The following is an 18,852-nucleotide window of genomic DNA, read 5'->3' on the forward strand; positions in this document are numbered from 1 at the left end:
TAACTGCATGAGGATATAAGGTTGGACTATCTAGGCTTAATGGTTGGCTGTTGATTGGGAGGATGGGGTGTTGGCTGTTGTTAGTCGATCTATCATCTTCTTGATAGCGATCATCTGTGGTGCATCTTTCTGGTAATACTTATATGGCGGTGTATCGCCGCTGCTGTACCCCCAGAAGTCCCAGCAGCCTTTAGGATTGAACGGCAGCGGTTCTGACTTACGGATCTGTGGATAAAGTACGATGATCTGGTTGTCGTCCGCGACTTCGTTATACCCGGTGCCGGTCACGTAACCTGTGCCCAGCGTGCCAATACCTTGTTCACACCCGTGCAGTGCCACATGCACACGACAGGACTCTTCTTTACAGGCTTTCGGAATATAGACGTATGCTGCGTCGTCCATGCTGGTCATATCGGATTCGAAGAATTCACGCTGATTGAAGCGCAGCAGTTCGCCGGTCAGACGCCCTACAGGGGGTTGCAGGTCACCGTAGATATGGTCGAGCAGGCGAGTCGCCTGTTCCAGGTCGCAGTTGTTGATAAACGGTGGCTGGGTTTCGTCACACACGGTATCGGCCGGATCGTTGGTAATAAACGCATGTCCGGCATTCACAGAGGTGTTGTAGCGGATTTGAGAGGCATCCACGCCCAGCTTAAGGTAAAAATCTTCTGTGCTATCAACGACTTGAGTGACCACTGTCTCATCGGATTGTCCTGAAAAGATATAGACCTTGTCGTCCAGAATATTCGCAACGTCATCGATGACGCCTTCCTCGGCTTTATCCTGTGCGAGCTTGGATAAAAACGTGCTATCCGGAAATAGGGAGTCAGGGCAGAACCACGTGTATTTGCATGGATTCATACAAGTTGATACCGCGGTTGCCAGTGGTGCAATCAGTGGATTGCTGCCTGCGCAATTCCACGGGCCTCCAGCGACTACTCCGGCCCCGACCAAGTCGTCGGAGTAGGCGATGTGAAACTGTGCGGCCATAAATGCACCCGAGGACAGACCGGAGATCGATGTTTGCGTCTGCTGGGCGTTTAAGGCCGGCAGAGACGCGATAGAAGAATCTACAGGGTCTTTTGATTGTGCAAATGCGGTCGCAGTAAACGCGAGCGCGACAACTGCAATAAGTGCTCTGAATTCCATGATTTTAATGCCTCCTGGCAGGTTGAGTGTAACTGCAGTGCTGGGTTTAAAAATATTATGCTGCACCAGCGTAATAAATAACTGTGACAGAATAGTTGGGATTTGGCGAAGAGCAAAGTGTCATTTCGGAGATGAGGGAAGACCACGGATGTCGCGATCTTCGTTAATCTGGCGTTGCAGAGGTTAGAGGCAAGTAAAACAACTTCATGCCGGAGGGACGTTCTATCTGTCTTACTCGGTGGTCTCTATAGTCAGACTGGTAAGCTGTCCCGGCCCCTCTTTCTTTTTGTCCCGGATCAGCTGCTCAATCTCTTTCATCAACTTAGATTGATGCTCGTGCGGATGACAAGTGGCGACAGCGACGGTTGCACTCAGGTGTACATTCTCACTGAAGCGATGACAGTTGATGGTGGTATGCAGCACTTCAGCGATTTTATGTGTGTCTTCGGCGGATGACTGGGGGCATAACACCAAAAAACTATCGCCGCCCCAGCGACCAAAATACGTATTGTCGGGCAGCCGCTCTTCAACTAACCGACTCACCTCTACCAGCAGCAGGTCGCCGACCGGGTGGCTATGTTCAATGTTGATCTGACTGAAGTTATCCAGATCGAACAGGATGACATGTAAGGGCTGTCCTTGGTTGGCACAGTGATCGATATCCTTTTCCAGCTCCGAATCCATGTTGATCCGGTGATAAATACCTGTCAGATAGTCTCTTTTTCCAAGTTGTTCTAAGCGTTGGTTCCGGTCACTCAGGCGCGCATTAACCTTAGCCAGCTGGGCATTGAATTTCCGGCTGCTGTAGTTGCGATAGGAGAGGAATGCAGCAATGACGGACAGTAAGGCGACGAGCACAAGTAAAATGGTGTAATCGCGCGCCTGCTCGACGTTGACCCGGTACCAGCGTGCGAGGATTTGGTCGTGCAGCTCGATAGGTAACGCCTGTACGGCTTTTTGAAACGCACTGGCGAGCAGTGGATCATCATTGCGCACACCGATGCTCAGCTCGATATTTACATTGGTATGCCCGCTGATTTTCAGGGTGCCCAGACCATGACGTTCGATCTGGTACAGCGCGATCGGCAGGGTCGCCATCGTAGCCAGGGCTTCACCTTTGGCAACGGTACGCAGTGATTCTAACAGTGAGTCTGCATATTGAACGTCAAGCTGTGGAAAGTTATCGCGCACATGCTCGGCAAAGATATAGCCTGCGGGGATGACCAGTTTATGGCCTTCCAGACTTTTTAAGCCGTCGAGGTAGCGGGTGTTTTGGTCAGAGATCAGCACTACGGGCATGGATACATAAGGTTCAGTAAAACTCAGAAACTGTTCGCGCTCAGGACTGATATTGATCATGGGTAACAGATCACAGACCCGCTGTTTTGCATTGTTGAGCGAATCGCTCCAGTTGTCGGTGGGGACGAGTTCTAGCCGGATATTCAGGAGGCGTGCGAATTCCTCCATAAAGTCGGAGCTTACACCGGTATAGCGTCCCTGTTTATCAATCGCTTCAAAGGGCATCCAGTTCGGGTCAACGCAGAACTTCACGGGCTCCCGATTGCTCAGGTAGCTTTTTTCCTCGGCCGTCAGTTCTAAGGCTGCTGTTGCGATAGGAGAGATTCCCAACAGCACGATAAGTCCAAGCTGGCAGCACAATACCCGTAACAACATCTCGCACCGTTCTCCTCAATCCATGTGCTTTCAGCGTAGCAAATATATGACTGATTGAAGGGAGGATTACGACTTAAGAGGGGAAGAGGTGTGAGCAGGGAGGGGGGGTATGCACCGGGCTAAGCGTAACTGTACGGTACTTAATCGTCAGCTTGATGCGTTTAAATTTTCAAGGGGGTTTGCTGCTTTGTTTTCATGCGGTTGTTTCAATTAAGTCTATTTACAGAACAGTGTCTTTCCGTATGTTGCGTTTAATTTCTGGAAAGTTGATGGTTATCACCGGGAATATGTTTTAAGTACATGAGTTCTTGAATTGTTTTTACGAATGCTTTACAAGGGTTGGTCTCGTTTTCTAGTTCTGACATATTTCTGTTTTTTGTTTGAAATTTGGATGAAGGAAAAGAATGACACTGCCTCTTATCAGCACGGTTTCACAGGTTAGATCAGTGCTCTGAACGTGGTTACAGGCCTGGATAGGTTTGGGGTGTTGAGTCGTTTCACATGTTTTCTCTTAGTCAGTTTGTCCTAGAGTTTCAGATCGAAACTCTCGCAATAATATGGAGTGTTGCAGAATGAAGTTTTCCAATCTCTCGGTGCGCTACAAGCTATGGAGCCTGATTTTACTGGCCGCCACAGCATTGATCGTCCTGACGGTGATGGCGCTGGTCGAGATGCGGGCCTCATTGTATGCCGAGCGGGAGTTGCAACTGCAGGTACTGATCGATAGTGCCTACAGTGTGCTGGAAGAGCAGGAGACGCGCGTAAATAGTGGGCAGATCACGGCAGAAGAGGCTCGTAGTGAAGCGCGTATCTTATTGGAAAATATGACTTATGGAGAAGATGGCTACTTCTTCGTTGTTGATCGTTCAGCGACCATGATGGTCCATGGAGGCAATCGATCGTTGGTTGGAAAAGATATGAGCCGCACTCGCACCAGCAGCGGACAACTGCTGTTCAGTGATATGGCCGCGTTGATCGGCTCAGGAAAAAGTACGGCTCTGTTCCGTTATGACTGGCCGCATGCCGGTGAGACGGAGCCTCAACCGAAGCTATCTTATGCCCGCGCGTTTAATCCGTGGGGGTGGGTCATCGGCAGCGGTGTGTATATCGATGATCTGAACGAAACCCTCAGTGATAACCTGATCCAGTTGGTGGTTCAGTTGGTGATTGCGCTGGCGCTCATGGCGGGGGTGGCTGCTGTCATCGGGCGATCGATCATTGAGCCATTGGAACGGATTCACGATGTTATGGAGCGTGTGGCGGGTGGAGACCTGAAGGTACGCACCGAAGTGAACAGCCATGATGAGTTTGGCCGTGTGAGTGGCCGCATTGATTCAACGTTAGAAGTTTTTCAGGGGCTTATTCGTGAGATCACCAATAGCACCAATCAACTGACCAGCAACGCTGAAGAGTTGTCGAGCAGTGCGAAGGAAACCAGTGGTGCACTGGACCGGCAGGCGCAGGAATCAGAGTTGCTGTCGGCCGCGATGACGGAGATGACGGCCAGTATTGAAGAGGTAGCCCGAAGCGCAGGTGAAACCTCCATGGCGATAGAGAATGCAGATCAGGAAGCCGATGATGGCAATCGTGATGTGGACAGCTCTATCGCTAAGATCCAGGAGCTGGCGGCAGAAGTTGAAGAAGCGGCAGCGGTGATCAAAGACCTTGAAAAGGACACCGAGCAGATCAGCAACGTGCTGAATCATATTCAGAAAATATCGGATCAGACGAATCTATTGGCGCTGAATGCGGCGATTGAAGCAGCGCGTGCCGGTGAAACCGGCCGTGGTTTTGCGGTTGTGGCGGATGAAGTACGTGAACTGGCGCGTCACTCACGTGATTCCACCGAAGAGATTCAAAGCCTGAACGAGCGCTTGAGCAAAGCAGCGCGTAAAGCGGTAGATGTGATGGATCGGTCACGGCAGCGGGCAGAAGACAGCGTGAGTGCCGCCAAGCATGCCGGTGATAAGTTAAGTCTGATCGTGACTGATATGAGCCGCGTGCGTGACATGGGTCTGCAAGTGGCCGCCGCGACAGAGCAGCAGAGTCTGGTGTCCGAAGAGATGAACGGTAATTTGATGACGATTACCAAAGGTGCTGAGACGACAGTGGAAGCTGCCAATACGGTCTCTGCCAGTGGGGAGCGTCTGAAGAATCTGGCGACAAATCTGCAATCGGAAATCAGCCGCTTTCGTATCTGATCACCCAAGTGGTCGGGTATTCATCCATTCTTGGTTAGGCTTCGTTCAGTGACCAGTGGTTACTGGCGAAGCCGCCACATTCCGTTTACCTGTGCTTACGCGTTCCTTCCGTATCACAGACGTTCTGACTTTATATCTTTACATCTATTTACACCCCAGATAGCTACCTAGTGCAATTCTGCGCCTTTTGGACTTCCAGTATGACTCCTGCCCGCATCTTGTCTGCGGTGACTAGATATTGAATGGTATGTCATACAGTTGTCTGGGTTCTGTCTGATTTTTTATCCAGTTCGTGGGTAGTAATCACACCGCAGTTCTGCCTTGAAAATCTGTAACCGTTTGTTCTTTATGAAAATGTTCTTTGTGGCATCTGTCTTGCTCTAGGTTGGGCTCGTCACTGAGTAGCCAACAGTGGGCCGATACCGAAGCCCGTTAGCAGTGACGTTGAGAACGTTCTAATAATAATCAACGGAGATTCACTGATGACCCAACGTAAAAATGCCATTGTGACAGGCTCAACCAGCGGAATAGGCCTGGGTATCGCAACTGCACTGGCCAAAAAAGGTATGAATGTCATGCTCAATGGCTTCGGCGATACGCTGGTGATTGAGCAAATTCGTAAAAACCTGTCCGATACCTACGGTGTGGAGGTTGTCTATTCAGCTGCGGATATGAGTTGTCCCCAAGCGATTGCGACGATGATGGAAGAAGCGCTAGACACCTTCGGACAGATCGATGTGGTGGTCAATAACGCAGGTATTCAGCACGTTGCGCCGGTGGATGAATTTCCGACTGAGAAGTGGGACGCGATCATGTCCATCAATCTCTCCAGTGCGTTTCATACGACCAAACTGGCGCTGCCGGGGATGAAGGCACAGGGCTGGGGGCGCATTATCAATCTGGCCTCCGCCCATGGATTGGTCGCATCGCCCTATAAATCGGCGTATGTCGCGGCTAAACACGGACTGGTAGGTTTCACTAAAACCGTCGCGCTGGAAGCGGCGGAACAGGGCATTACCGTGAATGCGATCTGTCCGGGGTATGTGCTGACACCGCTGGTCGAGAAGCAGATTCCCGATACCGCCCAAGCGCGTGGTATCACTGAAGACGAGGTGAAGCGGGATGTCCTGTTAAAAGCGCAGCCGACGAAAAAATTTGTCACCGTTGAGCAGCTAGGGGAGATGGTGGTCTTTTTATGCGGCGATGCGGCCGCCTCAATGACCGGAGCTGCACTGCCTGTGGATGGTGGCTGGACCGCGCAATAAATCGGCTTACGCCCACAGGCCCTTCAAGCGTTCTGTTGTCGGGCTTGCTGAGTGAGTTGCACCTGATGCCAGTAATAGGCCGCCCACGTCATCAATGCTGCCAGACTCATCGCAAGCATGGTGGCAATGGCCGCACCGTTGATGCCGTATAACGGGATGAACCAGAAGTTGCAGACGGCATCAATAGACAGAGTGATGCAGCCAATCAGCACCACATAGCTGCCCTTGTGGGAGTATTGCAGCCACGTGGATGAAAATGCCGCCAGTGCCCAAACCGCATAGCCTGAGATCAGATAAACCAGTGCTTGTTTCGCTTGCAAGAAGTCGCTGCCGAAAAATGAGAGCAACCATTGTCCAGAGATGATCAACCCTGCGGCCAGCGCGATGATCGCCACGGTGGTGATCTTCTGGCCCTGCCAGAATAGGGTACGGGCCGCTTTTTCTCCGCGTTCTAAGGCCGGTGCAATCAGCGGCAGGAACAGCCCGGCAATGGTGACTTGTGCAACGGGTAGCACATGTGCGGTGGTGGCTGCTGCGGCGAAATGGCCGACGTCATGTTCTTCTGCCAGCATCTCTAACATGAAGAGGTCGATCTGATTGAGGGCAAGGGTGATCAGCATCGCCAGCATCATCGGCACCGATAGCTTCAGGAGCTGTTGTCCTCGCAGGGTATCGGGTGCACGCTGAAGTGTGACCAGATTTAATTGCCGGATCTTGTGCCATTGCCAGCCGATAATCGCGCATACGGAGAGCGCTCCCGATGCGATGACCTGCCATAGCTCAACCTTGGTAAAAACCGCCATCAAGCCAAAAATCAGCGTGATCTTTAGCAAGGGCAACGCGATTCGCCAGGGCAAGTTGGACAGTGCCAGGTGTTTCGCCGATTGCAGAATCCGGCTCAGCAGGGCACCAATCGCAATCAATGGCAGCACAAACGACATCAAGAGCAAGGGGTGGTGATCCTGCAGATCAGAGGAGCCCAGATGCATCACGCTGGCGGCGCAGGTGCAGATGATGACCACCAAAGAGAGTGCCGCGCCGATCCATAGATAAAAGCGTAAAAACTCCCACACACCACGGTTGTCACCTTTAGCTAGGGGGCCTGACAGAATCCTCGGAGCAACTCTGTCACCGCCGAGCAGTATCAGTACGCTGGCAAGCGCGGCAAACGCATACGCAACCTTATAGTCGCCATATTCGTGGCTGGAAAGCGCCTGGCTGAGAGTCAGATTAAACAGATAATCCGCCACAAAACCGGCAACGACACCGAGGATCAGAACAAGACTGCCGTGCTTAAAATAGTCAGGTGAGAGTATCGCTTGGCTGTCCCGGTTCGACATGGAGTGATCCATCAATAATATCAATCCGGCGACGATAGTGCTCGGAAGCGGTTTTCGCAATTGGCTAAAAGATCTATACCGGGAATAAACCGTACGCCTTTACAGGGGATCTCCCTGTCATCGCTTTAGGCGATGGGTAGCTTGGTGGTGTATTTGATCTCCTCCATAGAAAAGCTTGAGGTGACATTGGACAGACCGTCGATTCCGTTGATCAGGTTTTTGTAGAATGCATCAAAGGCCGCGATATCTTTCACGACCACGCGTAAGAGGTAATCCCACTCACCCGACATACGATAGCATTCCACCACTTCATCATAATGCATCACCCGTGAGGCGAAATTCTCCAGCCACTCCGTATCGTGATGCTGGGTTTTGATATGCACAAACACTGAGATGCCCAGTTGAATCTTTGTGCCATCAAGAAGGGCAACCCGCGCTTTGATGATCCCCTCATCTTCCAATCGCTTGATCCGCTTCCAGCAGGGCGTTGTGGATAAGTTTACGTGCTCTGCAATCTCGCTGACGGAGAGGGTACAGTCAGTCTGTAGAAGGTTCAGAATCTTCTTGTCTATCTTATCCATAGTATTGAATTCTATTTTTGTTGTGTTGAATAAAAAATAATTCTCTTTCGGGGCGTATGTTGTCAAGAACTCGCAAAATATTTCTACCGCTCCCTTGCTAGATTAAAGCCTGTGGTTTTAATCTGAACAGAGGGTCGGTTATGTCGTCTTGGGTGGCTGAATCAGTTGGTAAAATTTCTGCAGATTATCAGCGGTCTGCGGATACGCATCTCATCAAGCTGGAAGGCCTGAAGATTGAAGGGGTTGATATCTACCTCAAGGATGAAAGCACCCATCCAACCGGCAGTCTGAAGCACCGTCTGGCACGCTCCCTGTTTTTGTATGCAGTGTGTAATGGCAGGATTACCGAAAATACTACGGTGGTGGAAGCGTCTTCAGGCAGTAGCGCGGTCTCTGAAGCGTACTTTGCCCGCATGATCGGGGTGCCCTTTATCGCCGTGATGCCCCGCAGTACCGCACAAAGCAAAATCAAACAGATCGCACTTTATGGCGGCCGTTGTCATTTCGTTGAGTCGGCCACACAGATGCACAGCGAAGCCGTGAAAGTTGCGGCTGAGCTGGGGGGCTATTTCATGGATCAGTTTACCTACGCCGAGCGGGCCACCGACTGGCGGGGTAACAATAATATCGCTGAAAGCATCTTCCGCCAGATGGAAGCAGAACCGCACCCAGTGCCGCATACCGTGGTGATGAGTGCGGGCACGGGCGGTACGTCAGCGACTATCGGGCGCTATATTCGCTACAAGGGGCTGGACTCTCGCCTGCTGGTGGTTGATCCAGAAAACTCCGTGTTCTACGACAGCTACCAGTCAGGTGATACCGAGCTGACCGCGTCCGTGGGCAGTAAAATCGAGGGGATTGGTCGTCCGCAGGTTGAAGCGTCTTTTCAGCCTGCCATCATCGACGCGATGCTAAAAGTATCGGATGCCGCCAGTATTGCGACGATTCATTGGCTGGAAGGCCGTATAGGACGTAAAGCGGGTGCGTCGACCGGTACCAATCTCTGGGGCGCGTTGCAGGTGGCACAGGAGATGAAAGCGAACGGTGAGCAAGGCTCTATCGTGACGTTGATGTGTGACAGTGGCGAGCGCTACCTTGATACGTACTACAACGCAGCATGGGTGAGGGAGAACATCGGGGATATTCAGCCGGAGCTGGATAATCTGAATGCCTTGTTCTAAGCGTGAAACAGGTCGGTCCGGGATCGTACTGGTTCCCATGATCCTCCGTGGGAATCCATACAGCTGTCGTAACCGTTCCCGCATGGTGAGTAGGTCTAAGCTCCCACACGGGAGCGTGGGAACGAATGATGTGGTCTGCCCGTGAATGACGGGCAGACGTGATCGGCTTCTCGTTACTTTTTCTCGAGTGCCAGGTAGTTGTCGATACCTTTGATCTGATCTTCCGGGTGGTGGTTCACATAGAGCACCGAGGTCTCGCTGCCAGCACAGATCTTCTCAATCAGCGCCAATACCAGCTGACGGTTCATATCATCCAGACCCAGACAGGGTTCATCGAGGATCAGCAACGGTGGGTGTTTCACCATCGCACGGGCGATCAGCAGCAGGCGCTGGTCACCGTAGGACAGCTTGTTGAAGGGTGTATCCGCACGATCAGTCATGCCCAGCAGGGCCAGCCACTCGTCAGCGATCTGCTTCTGCTTATCGGTGGCTTTGGTGTACAGACCGATGCTGTCGTAGAAGCCGGAGATAATCACATTGCGCAGGCCGGTGCCCACTTTGTATTCCCACTGCAGGGCGGTGGAGACGTAGCCGATAAACTGTTTGATCTGCCAGATGCTTTCGCCGCTGCCGCGCTTGAAGCCAAAGACAAAAATATCGTTTACATAACACTGTGGGTGGTCGCCGGTGATCAGAGACAGCAAGCCGGTTTTACCGCTGCCGTTCGGGCCACTCAGCTGCCAGTGCTGGTTACGTTCGATGGTCCAGTCCAGTGAATCGATAATACGGTGGCCATCATAGGTGATATTGATGCTGCTCAGGCGCACCAGCGGTTGTGTTGGATCCAGACGTGGAATGTCATTTTCAGGATCGGCTGCCGGTACGGCTAGATCGGTGGTTTTCAGGTGTAGCAGTTTGTACAGCTCGTTGTAAGCATCGCTGTTGTTGCGATCGATCTGGTGCTGCAAGCGGCCATGATCGACATACGCGATATGAGTGATGAAATCCGGGAACTCATCAAAACGGTTAAGCACCAGTACCATCGGCACGGTTTCTACCAGTGTTGCCAGATACTGTTGCAGCATCTCCAGCGTGTGGGCATCAAGACCGTCGAAAGGCTCATCCAGTATCAGCAGGTCCGGTTCGCTGGCCAGCGCGCGGATCAGCATCACTTTGCGGGATTCGCCCGTGGAGAGTTTGCGGAAGGAACGATCAACCAGTGTATCCAGCTTAAACATCGTTACCAGCTGATTCACCAGCTCTGGGTTACGACCGTCTTCACTGAGAATCTCGTGTACCGGGGTACCTTCAGAGATAACGTCCATAATATCGGCGTCATCTTTTTTACGTTCGCGTTCAATCAGTTCGGCCTGTGCCTCAAAGGAAACCAGCCCGACTTTTGCAGGAACGCCTTCCAAATTGCCGGAAACATGCTCACCGGCACCGGCGAGAATGGCTGCTAAAGCCGATTTACCCGAACCGTTCGCGCCGGTAATGACCCAGTGCTGGCTATCATCGAGCTGCCAGTTGATCTCATCCAGTTGAAAGCGGTCATCAAAATTTACGGTCAGGTTGTCCAGACGAATGTTCATAGGTATCGGTTATCCGGCATTAGCTTAAATAGGGTGTTGCGTTAGGGGCTTTGCGAAAAGAAAGCTAAAAAAAAGGCCAGGAGGTTAGTCCCGGCCTTCTATTACCTGTAACAGGTTACAGGTGAGATCGAAATCAAACGATCTTCTTCATGTCAGCCATGTGGCCACGCAGGGTAGTACCGATCGCTTCAACCGGGTGAGCGCGCAGTGCAGCGTTCACTTCGATCAGGCGAGCGTTGTCTACGCCAGTGTCTTCCAGGTCCAGACCTTTACCGATAACGTCGGTTTTGATGTCCTTCATGAAGTCAGCCAGCAGAGGCAGACATGCGTGGTTGTACAGGTAGCAACCGTATTCAGCAGTATCGGAGATAGTCGCGTTCATCTCGTACAGCTTCTTACGTGCGATAGTGTTCGCGATCAGCGGAGTTTCGTGCAGAGACTCGTAGTATGCAGAGTCAGCGATGATGCCCGCAGCTGTCATTGTTTCGAATGCCAGCTCAACACCTGCTTTAACCATAGCAACCATCAGGATGCCGTTGTCGAAGTATTCCTGCTCGGAGATCTCTACATCGCCAGCTGGAGTTTTCTCGAAAGCGGTTTCAGCAGTTTCTGCGCGCCAGCCCAGCAGGTTAACGTCGTCGTTAGCCCAGTCTTCCATCATAACGCGGGAGAAAGTGCCATCGATGATGTCGTCCTGGTGCTTGTTGTACAGCGGACGCATGATAACTTTCAGCTCTTCAGCCAGATCGAATGCTTTGATCTTAGCTGGGTTAGACAGGCGATCGAGCATGTTGGTTACGCCGCCGTATTTCAGTGCTTCAGTGATGGTTTCCCAACCGTACTGAATCAGCTTGGATGCGTAACCAGGCTCGATACCTTCTTCAACCATCTTGTCGAAGCACAGCAGGGAACCGGTCTGCAGCATACCGCACAGGATAGTCTGCTCGCCCATCAGGTCGGACTTAACTTCAGCGATGAAAGAGGACATCAGAACGCCCGCTTTGTGACCGCCAGTACCTACAGCGTATGCCTTAGCCAGTGCCAGACCTTCGCCTTTAGGATCGTTGTCTTCGTGAACAGCGATCAGCGTTGGTACACCGAAGCCACGTACGTATTCGTTACGTACTTCAGAACCTGGGCACTTAGGTGCAACCATGATGACAGTCAGGTCGTCACGGATCTGCATGCCTTCTTCAACGATGTTGAAACCGTGAGAGTAAGACAGGCAAGCGCCTTCTTTCATCAGCGGCATTACAGCGTTTACAACAGCTGTGTGCTGCTTATCAGGTGTCAGGTTCAGAACCACGTCAGCTGTTGGGATCAGCTCTTCGTAAGTACCTACAACAAAACCGTTTTCAGTCGCGTTTTTCCAAGACTGGCGCTTTTCAGCAATAGCCGCTTCACGCAGAGCGTAAGAAACGTCGCAGCCGCTGTCACGCAGGTTCATGCCCTGAGCCAGACCCTGTGCACCACAACCGATAACAACCATTTTTTTGCCTTTCAGCGCTTCTACGCCGTCAGGGAATTCAGAAATGTCCATGAAGCGACATTTAGCCAGTTGTTCCAGCTGCTCGCGCAGTGGCAGGGTGTTGAAGTAGTTATTAGACATAGCTGAATATTTCCATCTAAATTGGTGAGTGTTCGCCTATGTGGCGGCCACACGAAATTCATAATATTTCTGACGGGGTGATTATGCCCGGCACAGAATACAAGGCAAGCCCATCAGTGAATGACGCTACTGTATCGCAACCTGAGTCTTGCGTATATTGAGATATAATCATTACTGTATTGCGAAATGTGCAACGATTGAAATGTGGGGCTTTTGGTCTATTGAGGGTACAAAACAAAGACCAGGATTGCTGTCGATTAGTGCCTAAGGCGCAGCGTTGGTCTATTTATAGAAAGCAGGACGCAGGCTGGATTGGTAAGCAGCTGTCTAGCAGGTAATAAAAGGTAACAGTAGAAAGAAGTGAATTTGGAAAAAGAGATAGGGAATATAGGAAGGAGATAAATTTCAGGCACAAAAAAATCGAGGCTCCGAAGAGTGCTCGATTTCTTAAGACTGCTTAGTCTTCAACAAGAACATGGTACCAGTGGCCGGACTCGAACCGGCACGCTTTTAAGGGCGGGGGATTTTGAATCCCCTATGTCTACCAATTCCATCACACTGGCATCGGTCTTGTTGAGCGTCTTTCTGTACGTGTAGATCCTGTAACACAAAAGCCTTTTGAGCCTCTGTCGTTAGCAATTTCACTACGGTTGAACAGCAAAGAGAGGCGTATTATAGAAATCTTTTACGTGACGTCAATGGGTTAGTGTCATTTGTCTGCAAAATTTTTACGATTCCTTTAGAATACGCGACCTTCGAATTGCGAGTGTAAGTACGCTAGATGCAGGTTAAAGATTTTCATTTTGAGCTTCCCGAGGAGCTGATCGCCAGCTTTCCGCTGGAAAAGCGGACGCAGAGCCGGTTGCTTTGCCTTGATGGGAACAGTGGTGAGCTGACTCACCGACACTTTGCCGATGTGCTGGATCTGGTTGAGCCGGGTGATCTGGTGGTGTTTAACGACACCCGTGTGATCCCTGCGCGGCTGTTTGGCCAGAAGGAAAGCGGCGGTAAAATTGAGGTGCTGATAGAGCGGGTGCTGGATGAAAAGCGCGCGCTGGCCCATATCCGTTCCAGCCGGTCGCCGAAGCCCGGCGCTAAGCTGCTGCTGGAAGGTGATCTTGAAGCTACGATGGTGGCGCGCCACGATAAGTTGTTCGAGCTGGAATTTCAGCTGGACGGGCATCTGATTGCCGCGCTGGAGCAGTTTGGTCATATGCCGCTGCCACCGTATATGAAGCGTGAAGATCAGTTGTCTGATCGTGAACGTTATCAGACGGTGTATAACGCTAAGCCGGGTGCGGTTGCGGCACCAACGGCGGGTCTGCACTTTGATGAGGCGTTGCTGGCTCAGCTGGAAGAGAAAGGTGTGGAGAAAGCCTTTGTGACCCTGCACGTGGGTGCGGGTACCTTTCAGCCGGTGAAAGTGGACAGCATCGATGAGCACAAGATGCACGCTGAGTATATCGAAGTCAGTGAAACCGTCTGTGAACAGGTGAAAGCGACTAAGGCCCGCGGCGGTCGCGTGATCGCGGTGGGTACGACCAGTGTGCGTTGTCTGGAAACCGCCAGTAAAGAGGGCGAGATCCAGCCGTATATGGGTGACACCGATATCTTTATCTTCCCCGGTTATGAATACCGTGTGGTTGATGTGCTGATTACAAATTTCCACCTACCGGAATCTACCTTGCTGATGCTGGTGAGTGCCTTTGCGGGTTACGAACACGTGATGCAGGCTTACAAGGTGGCGGTAGAAGAGTGTTACCGTTTCTTCAGTTACGGTGATGCGATGTTTATTACCCGTAAGACCGGGTCTTTGGAGGCAAAGTGAGCCGAGAGTGTTTCATGAAGTTTGAGAAGCTGGCTGATGACGGGAAAGCTCGTCGTGGTCGCCTCTCATTCCCACGCGGTGAGGTGGAAACCCCTGCGTTTATGCCAGTAGGTACCTACGGCACTGTTAAAGGTATGTTACCGCGTGATATCGAGGCGACCGGTGCACAGATTGTGTTGGGTAATACCTTCCATCTGATGCTGCGTCCGGGTACTGAGATTGTGCGTCAGCACGGTGACCTGCACGACTTTATGCAGTGGAAGGGGCCGATCCTGACCGACTCCGGTGGTTTTCAGGTGTTCAGTCTGGGCAATATGCGCAAGATCACTGAAGAGGGTGTGACCTTCCAGTCGCCGGTCAACGGTGACAAGGTGATGCTGAGCCCGGAACGTTCGATGGAGGTTCAGCGTGAGCTGGGCTCTGATATCGTGATGATCTTTGATGAGTGTACCCCGTATCCGGCAACGGAAACTGAGGCGGCTCAATCGATGCGTTTATCTTTGCGTTGGGCTGAGCGCTCCAAAAAAGCCCATGGGGATAACCCGTCGGCGCTGTTTGGGATCGTACAGGGGGGGATGTATCCTCACCTGCGTGACGAGTCTCTGGAAGGTCTGACTCAGGTTGGCTTCGATGGTTATGCTATCGGTGGTCTGTCTGTCGGTGAGCCAAAAGAAGACATGAAAAACGTGTTGGATCATCTGGCGTACAAAATGCCGGAAGACAAGCCACGTTACCTGATGGGTGTGGGTAAGCCTGAAGATATCGTCGAAGCGGTGCGCCGTGGTGTGGATATGTTCGATTGTGTGATGCCAACTCGTAACGCCCGCAATGGTTTCCTGTTCACAACGACCGGTATTGTTAAAATCCGTAATGCGGCCAATAAAACCGATACCCGCCCTGTGGATGAAACATGCGACTGTTATACCTGTCAGAACTTTAGTCGCTCTTATCTGAACCATTTGGATAAGTGTAAAGAGATCCTGGGTGCCCAGCTGAATACCATCCATAACCTGCACTACTACCAGGTACTAATGGCTGGATTGCGTGAGGCTATTGAACAGGGTAAATTGAGCGACTTTGTGGACGAATTTTATCGTCTTCGGGGCCTTGAAACGCCACCGTTAGACACCATATAAGTCTAAAGAATTCTTTTAATACGTTTAGGAGTAAGCTGAATGAGCTTCCTGATTTCTCCTGCCTATGCTGAATCTGCAGCTGGCGCCGCTCCAATGGATGGTATGTTTAACCTGCTGTTTCTGGCTGGTTTTGGTCTGATTTTCTACTTCTTCATGTGGCGTCCACAGTCCAAGCGCGCTAAAGAGCACCGCGAGCTGGTAGGTGGTTTGACCAAAGGTGATGAAGTGCTGACCGCTGGCGGCATTTTGGGCAAAGTTGTGAAGCTGAACGACGACTACGTTGTTTTGGAAGTAAGCGAAGGTAACGAGCTGACATTCCAGAAAAACCACGTGTCAGCAGCGCTTCCGAAAGGCACCCTGAAAAGCATCTGATTTTTCGCCTCATAAGGAAACGCCACTGACACAGTGGCGTTTTTGTATCTGATAGGGACAGGGCACTATGCTCAACCGATACCCCCTCTGGAAAAACCTGCTGGTCATTTTTGTGCTGGCACTGGGTGCGCTATATGCCGCGCCAAACCTCTATCCGGATGACCACGCCATTCAGGTGACAGGTACCCGTGATATCTACACGGTGGATCAGCGTTTGCTGGACCGTGTAACTGATGCCCTGAAAAAAGAGGGTATCGAAATCAAATCTTCTGAGTTGACTGCCCGTAATGGCCTGATCCGTTTCCCTGATGGTGAAACGCAGCTCAAGGCTAAAGTGCTGGTATCCAGCATTTTGGGTGACAACTACATCGCCGCACTTAACCTGGCACCGACGACCCCTGATTGGTTGACCTCTATTGGTGCCGGTCCGATGAAGCTGGGTCTCGACCTGCGTGGTGGTGTGCACTTCCTGTTGGAAGTTGATCTGCCAACCGCTGTGGCGCAGAAGCTGGAAAACTACAACTCTGACATCAAGCGTAAGCTGCGTGAAGAAAAGCTACGTTACCGCAGTGTAACGACACAGGAAGATGGCAGCCTGGCGGTGAAATTCACCAAGCTCGAAACCCGCGACAATGCACTGAGTTTCCTGCGTAAAGAGTACCAGGGCTTCCTGATCAGCGCCGATGACCGCGACAATGCATTCTATGTGGTTGTAAACCTGTCTGAAGCTAAGATCCGTGAGATCGAAGACTACGCGCTGAAGCAGAACCTTACAACGCTGCGAAATCGAGTAAACGAGCTGGGTGTGGCTGAGCCGCTGGTTCAGCGTCAGGGTCGTAACCGTATCGTAGTGCAGTTGCCGGGTATTCAGGATACGGCAGCCGCGAAGAAAATTATCGGTAAAACAGCCACGCTGGAATTCCGTCTGGAAGCGAAGACAACTGCGTCTTCTGCTACGACGGAAACCTATGAGTTCCGTAGCGAAGAGGGTCGAAAAGCCACGCTTGAGAAAGCGATTATCATCAAGGGTGATAATGTTGCGAACGCACAGGCGAGCTTCGACGAAAACGGCCAGCCGCAAGTTAACATCACTCTGGATAGCCAGGGCGGTGAGCTGATGAACCGTACCACCCGTAATGCGGTGAAACGCCGTATGGCTGTGTTGTTTGTAGAAGACAAAGAGCGCACGGTGGTTAAGAAGGTTGATGGCGAAACGGTGACCAGCAAGGTACGTTACCAGGAGAAGAACATTATTTCTCTGGCAACCATCCAGTCTGTACTGGGTAACCAGTTCCGTATTACCGGTCTGGACGGCGCAGGCGAGTCCTCTGAGCTGGCCCTGTTGCTGCGCGCCGGTGCACTGGCTGCGCCAATCTACTTCGTGGAAGAGCGTACGGTCGGTCCAAGCCTGGGTGCTGAGAACATTGAGCTGGGTCTGACCTCTGTGCAGATCGGCTTTGCACTGGTGCTGGTTTTCATGGTGCTGTACTACCGCGTCTTTGGTTTGCTGGCGAACGTTGCGCTGACGCTCAACCTGGTGCTGCTGGTGGCGGTGATGTCGATGCTATCGGCGACGCTGACCCTGCCGGGTATCGCGGGTATCGTATTGACAGTCGGTATGGCGGTGGACGCCAACGTGCTGATCTTCTCGCGTATCAAAGAGGAGCTGGCCAACGGTTTGCCGCCGCAATCGGCGATCCATGCGGGTTTCGAACGCGCATTTACCACTATTTTTGATGCCAACATCACCACTTTGCTGGCTGCCATTATCCTGTTTGCGATGGGTACCGGTCCGGTGAAAGGTTTCGCGATCACGCTGTCCGTGGGTATCGTGACCTCCATGTTTACGGCGATCATTGTGAGCCGTTCTCTGGTTAACCTGACCTACGGTGGTCGTCAGCTTAAGAAGCTGTCGATCTAAGGGAGCACGTGAGATGACGAATAAGCTTTATAACTTCATGGGCCTGCGCAAGATTGCGACAGTGTTCTCGGCAGTCCTGCTGCTGATCTCCATCGGCTCTCTGGCGGTGAATGGCCTGAAACTGGGCCTCGACTTTACCGGCGGTAGTCTGGTGGAAGTTGGCTACGAACAGCCAGCGGATCTGAATCATATCCGTGGCCAGTTGGAGTCTGCTGGTTACAACGATGCGGTTGTGCAGACCTTTGGTTCGCCGACCGATATCCTGATCCGTCTGGGGCAGGACCACGACCCGAAACTGGGTGATAAAGTGGTTGCTGCGCTGCAGGACGGTGAAGCTCAGGAACTGACCTTGCGCCGTAACGAGTTTGTTGGTGCTCAGGTGGGTGAGGAGCTGCGTGAGCAGGGTGGTATGGGCATGCTGCTGGCACTGTTCATGATCATGGTGTACGTAGCCTTCCGTTTCCAGTTCAAATTCTCAGTAGGCGCTGTGTCGGCACTGGCGCACGACGTGCTGATCGTACTGGGTTTCTTCTCGGTACTGCAGCTGGACTTTGATCTGACCGTACTGGCGGCGATTCTGGCGGTGATCGGTTACTCGCTCAACGATACCATCGTTGTGGCAGACCGGATCCGTGAGAACTTCCGAAAGGTCCGTAAAGGCACGTCGACGGAGATTATGAATATCTCCCTGAGTCAGACGCTGGGACGTACGTTGGTAACTTCCTTGACCACCATGTTGGTGCTGGTTGCACTGGCGGTCTTTGGTGGTGAGATGATTCATGGCTTTGCGATTGCGTTGCTGGTGGGTGTGGTGATTGGTACATACTCCTCCATCTATGTGGCGGCAAACGTGCTGTTGATGATGAATATCTGTAAGGAAGACCTGATGCCACCGGAGAAAGAAGAGGAAGTGGACGAGCGTCCATAAGCCTGCTTCTCCATAAATGTCTTTCAAAAGCCAGCTAACCGCTGGCTTTTTTCGTTTTTGGGGCCCTTTAACGGC

14 protein-coding genes and 1 tRNA gene are annotated in these 18,852 nt (G+C 51.9%); 8 read left to right on the plus strand and 7 right to left on the minus strand.

Annotated elements, in window-relative coordinates:
- Positions 1-36: 36 nt before the first annotated feature.
- Together IOQ59_RS12595 and IOQ59_RS12600 are read right to left on the minus strand one after the other, a co-directional pair.
- Positions 37-1,149, minus strand: coding sequence for an extracellular catalytic domain type 2 short-chain-length polyhydroxyalkanoate depolymerase (locus IOQ59_RS12595; RefSeq protein WP_193953734.1), 1,113 nt, complete (start codon positions 1,147-1,149; stop codon positions 37-39).
- A gap of 231 nt (positions 1,150-1,380) precedes the next feature.
- A complete protein-coding gene (locus IOQ59_RS12600; protein ID WP_193953735.1) occupies positions 1,381-2,823 on the minus strand; it encodes a diguanylate cyclase in 1,443 nt (480 codons plus the stop codon).
- A 572-nt stretch (positions 2,824-3,395) separates the two neighbouring features.
- Here IOQ59_RS12600 and IOQ59_RS12605 point away from each other — a divergent pair.
- Together IOQ59_RS12605 and IOQ59_RS12610 are read left to right on the plus strand one after the other, a co-directional pair.
- Complete coding sequence (locus tag IOQ59_RS12605; RefSeq protein ID WP_193953736.1) at positions 3,396-5,024, plus strand: methyl-accepting chemotaxis protein; 1,629 nt, start codon at positions 3,396-3,398, stop codon at positions 5,022-5,024.
- A 482-nt stretch (positions 5,025-5,506) separates the two neighbouring features.
- On the plus strand, positions 5,507-6,289 hold the full coding sequence (locus tag IOQ59_RS12610; RefSeq protein ID WP_304621442.1) for a 3-hydroxybutyrate dehydrogenase: 783 nt from the start codon (positions 5,507-5,509) through the stop codon (positions 6,287-6,289).
- A gap of 23 nt (positions 6,290-6,312) precedes the next feature.
- On the opposite strand, the gene IOQ59_RS12615 is transcribed toward IOQ59_RS12610, so the two are convergent.
- Together IOQ59_RS12615 and IOQ59_RS12620 are read right to left on the minus strand one after the other, a co-directional pair.
- The gene (locus IOQ59_RS12615) at positions 6,313-7,629 is read right to left on the minus strand and encodes an oligosaccharide flippase family protein (RefSeq protein WP_193953737.1); all 1,317 of its coding nucleotides are present in this window, start codon (positions 7,627-7,629) and stop codon (positions 6,313-6,315) included.
- Between the two features lie 125 nt (positions 7,630-7,754).
- The gene (locus tag IOQ59_RS12620; RefSeq protein ID WP_193953738.1) at positions 7,755-8,210 is read right to left on the minus strand and encodes an Lrp/AsnC family transcriptional regulator; all 456 of its coding nucleotides are present in this window, start codon (positions 8,208-8,210) and stop codon (positions 7,755-7,757) included.
- Positions 8,211-8,350: 140 nt separating this feature from the next.
- Here IOQ59_RS12620 and IOQ59_RS12625 point away from each other — a divergent pair, with 140 nt between their 5' ends.
- On the plus strand, positions 8,351-9,391 hold the full coding sequence (locus tag IOQ59_RS12625; protein WP_193953739.1) for a PLP-dependent cysteine synthase family protein: 1,041 nt from the start codon (positions 8,351-8,353) through the stop codon (positions 9,389-9,391).
- Positions 9,392-9,564: 173 nt separating this feature from the next.
- Here the strand turns inward: IOQ59_RS12625 and modF are convergent, their stop codons facing one another.
- The 3 genes from modF to IOQ59_RS12640 all read right to left on the minus strand — a co-directional run bounded on the left by modF (position 9,565) and on the right by IOQ59_RS12640 (position 13,155).
- Complete coding sequence (gene modF, locus IOQ59_RS12630) at positions 9,565-10,983, minus strand: molybdate ABC transporter ATP-binding protein ModF (RefSeq protein ID WP_193953740.1); 1,419 nt, start codon at positions 10,981-10,983, stop codon at positions 9,565-9,567.
- A 133-nt stretch (positions 10,984-11,116) separates the two neighbouring features.
- Complete coding sequence (ilvC, locus tag IOQ59_RS12635) at positions 11,117-12,592, minus strand: ketol-acid reductoisomerase (protein ID WP_193953741.1); 1,476 nt, start codon at positions 12,590-12,592, stop codon at positions 11,117-11,119.
- A gap of 476 nt (positions 12,593-13,068) precedes the next feature.
- Positions 13,069-13,155, minus strand: a tRNA-Leu gene (locus IOQ59_RS12640).
- A gap of 218 nt (positions 13,156-13,373) precedes the next feature.
- Here IOQ59_RS12640 and queA point away from each other — a divergent pair.
- The 5 genes from queA to secF all read left to right on the plus strand — a co-directional run bounded on the left by queA (position 13,374) and on the right by secF (position 18,777).
- Positions 13,374-14,420 (plus strand): tRNA preQ1(34) S-adenosylmethionine ribosyltransferase-isomerase QueA, encoded by a 1,047-nt coding sequence (queA, locus tag IOQ59_RS12645; protein WP_193953742.1) that lies wholly within the window; start codon positions 13,374-13,376, stop codon positions 14,418-14,420.
- A gap of 14 nt (positions 14,421-14,434) precedes the next feature.
- Positions 14,435-15,556, plus strand: a complete 1,122-nt coding sequence (tgt, locus tag IOQ59_RS12650) for a tRNA guanosine(34) transglycosylase Tgt (protein WP_193953743.1) — start codon at positions 14,435-14,437, stop codon at positions 15,554-15,556.
- A 39-nt stretch (positions 15,557-15,595) separates the two neighbouring features.
- Positions 15,596-15,928: a preprotein translocase subunit YajC gene (yajC, locus tag IOQ59_RS12655; RefSeq protein WP_193953744.1), complete on the plus strand. Its 333-nt coding sequence runs from the start codon at positions 15,596-15,598 to the stop codon at positions 15,926-15,928.
- A 67-nt stretch (positions 15,929-15,995) separates the two neighbouring features.
- A complete protein-coding gene (secD, locus tag IOQ59_RS12660; protein ID WP_193953745.1) occupies positions 15,996-17,849 on the plus strand; it encodes a protein translocase subunit SecD in 1,854 nt (617 codons plus the stop codon).
- Between the two features lie 13 nt (positions 17,850-17,862).
- Complete coding sequence (gene secF / locus IOQ59_RS12665) at positions 17,863-18,777, plus strand: protein translocase subunit SecF (RefSeq protein ID WP_193953746.1); 915 nt, start codon at positions 17,863-17,865, stop codon at positions 18,775-18,777.
- Positions 18,778-18,852 lie beyond the last annotated feature (75 nt).

The organism is Pontibacterium sinense, from assembly GCF_015209595.1.
Classification (GTDB): domain Bacteria; phylum Pseudomonadota; class Gammaproteobacteria; order Pseudomonadales; family Balneatricaceae; genus Pontibacterium; species Pontibacterium sinense.

What these genes read in the sequence shown, in the direction of transcription:
- IOQ59_RS12595 (WP_193953734.1), bottom strand. Translation starts at nt 1,149, where the DNA reads ATGGAATTCAGAGCACTTATTGCAGTTGTCGCGCTCGCGTTTACTGCG.
- IOQ59_RS12600 (WP_193953735.1), bottom strand. Translation starts at nt 2,823, where the DNA reads ATGTTGTTACGGGTATTGTGCTGCCAGCTTGGACTTATCGTGCTGTTG.
- IOQ59_RS12605 (WP_193953736.1), top strand. Translation starts at nt 3,396, where the DNA reads ATGAAGTTTTCCAATCTCTCGGTGCGCTACAAGCTATGGAGCCTGATT.
- IOQ59_RS12610 (WP_304621442.1), top strand. Translation starts at nt 5,507, where the DNA reads ATGACCCAACGTAAAAATGCCATTGTGACAGGCTCAACCAGCGGAATA.
- IOQ59_RS12615 (WP_193953737.1), bottom strand. Translation starts at nt 7,629, where the DNA reads ATGTCGAACCGGGACAGCCAAGCGATACTCTCACCTGACTATTTTAAG.
- IOQ59_RS12620 (WP_193953738.1), bottom strand. Translation starts at nt 8,210, where the DNA reads ATGGATAAGATAGACAAGAAGATTCTGAACCTTCTACAGACTGACTGT.
- IOQ59_RS12625 (WP_193953739.1), top strand. Translation starts at nt 8,351, where the DNA reads ATGTCGTCTTGGGTGGCTGAATCAGTTGGTAAAATTTCTGCAGATTAT.
- modF (WP_193953740.1), bottom strand. Translation starts at nt 10,983, where the DNA reads ATGAACATTCGTCTGGACAACCTGACCGTAAATTTTGATGACCGCTTT.
- ilvC (WP_193953741.1), bottom strand. Translation starts at nt 12,592, where the DNA reads ATGTCTAATAACTACTTCAACACCCTGCCACTGCGCGAGCAGCTGGAA.
- queA (WP_193953742.1), top strand. Translation starts at nt 13,374, where the DNA reads ATGCAGGTTAAAGATTTTCATTTTGAGCTTCCCGAGGAGCTGATCGCC.
- tgt (WP_193953743.1), top strand. Translation starts at nt 14,435, where the DNA reads ATGAAGTTTGAGAAGCTGGCTGATGACGGGAAAGCTCGTCGTGGTCGC.
- yajC (WP_193953744.1), top strand. Translation starts at nt 15,596, where the DNA reads ATGAGCTTCCTGATTTCTCCTGCCTATGCTGAATCTGCAGCTGGCGCC.
- secD (WP_193953745.1), top strand. Translation starts at nt 15,996, where the DNA reads ATGCTCAACCGATACCCCCTCTGGAAAAACCTGCTGGTCATTTTTGTG.
- secF (WP_193953746.1), top strand. Translation starts at nt 17,863, where the DNA reads ATGACGAATAAGCTTTATAACTTCATGGGCCTGCGCAAGATTGCGACA.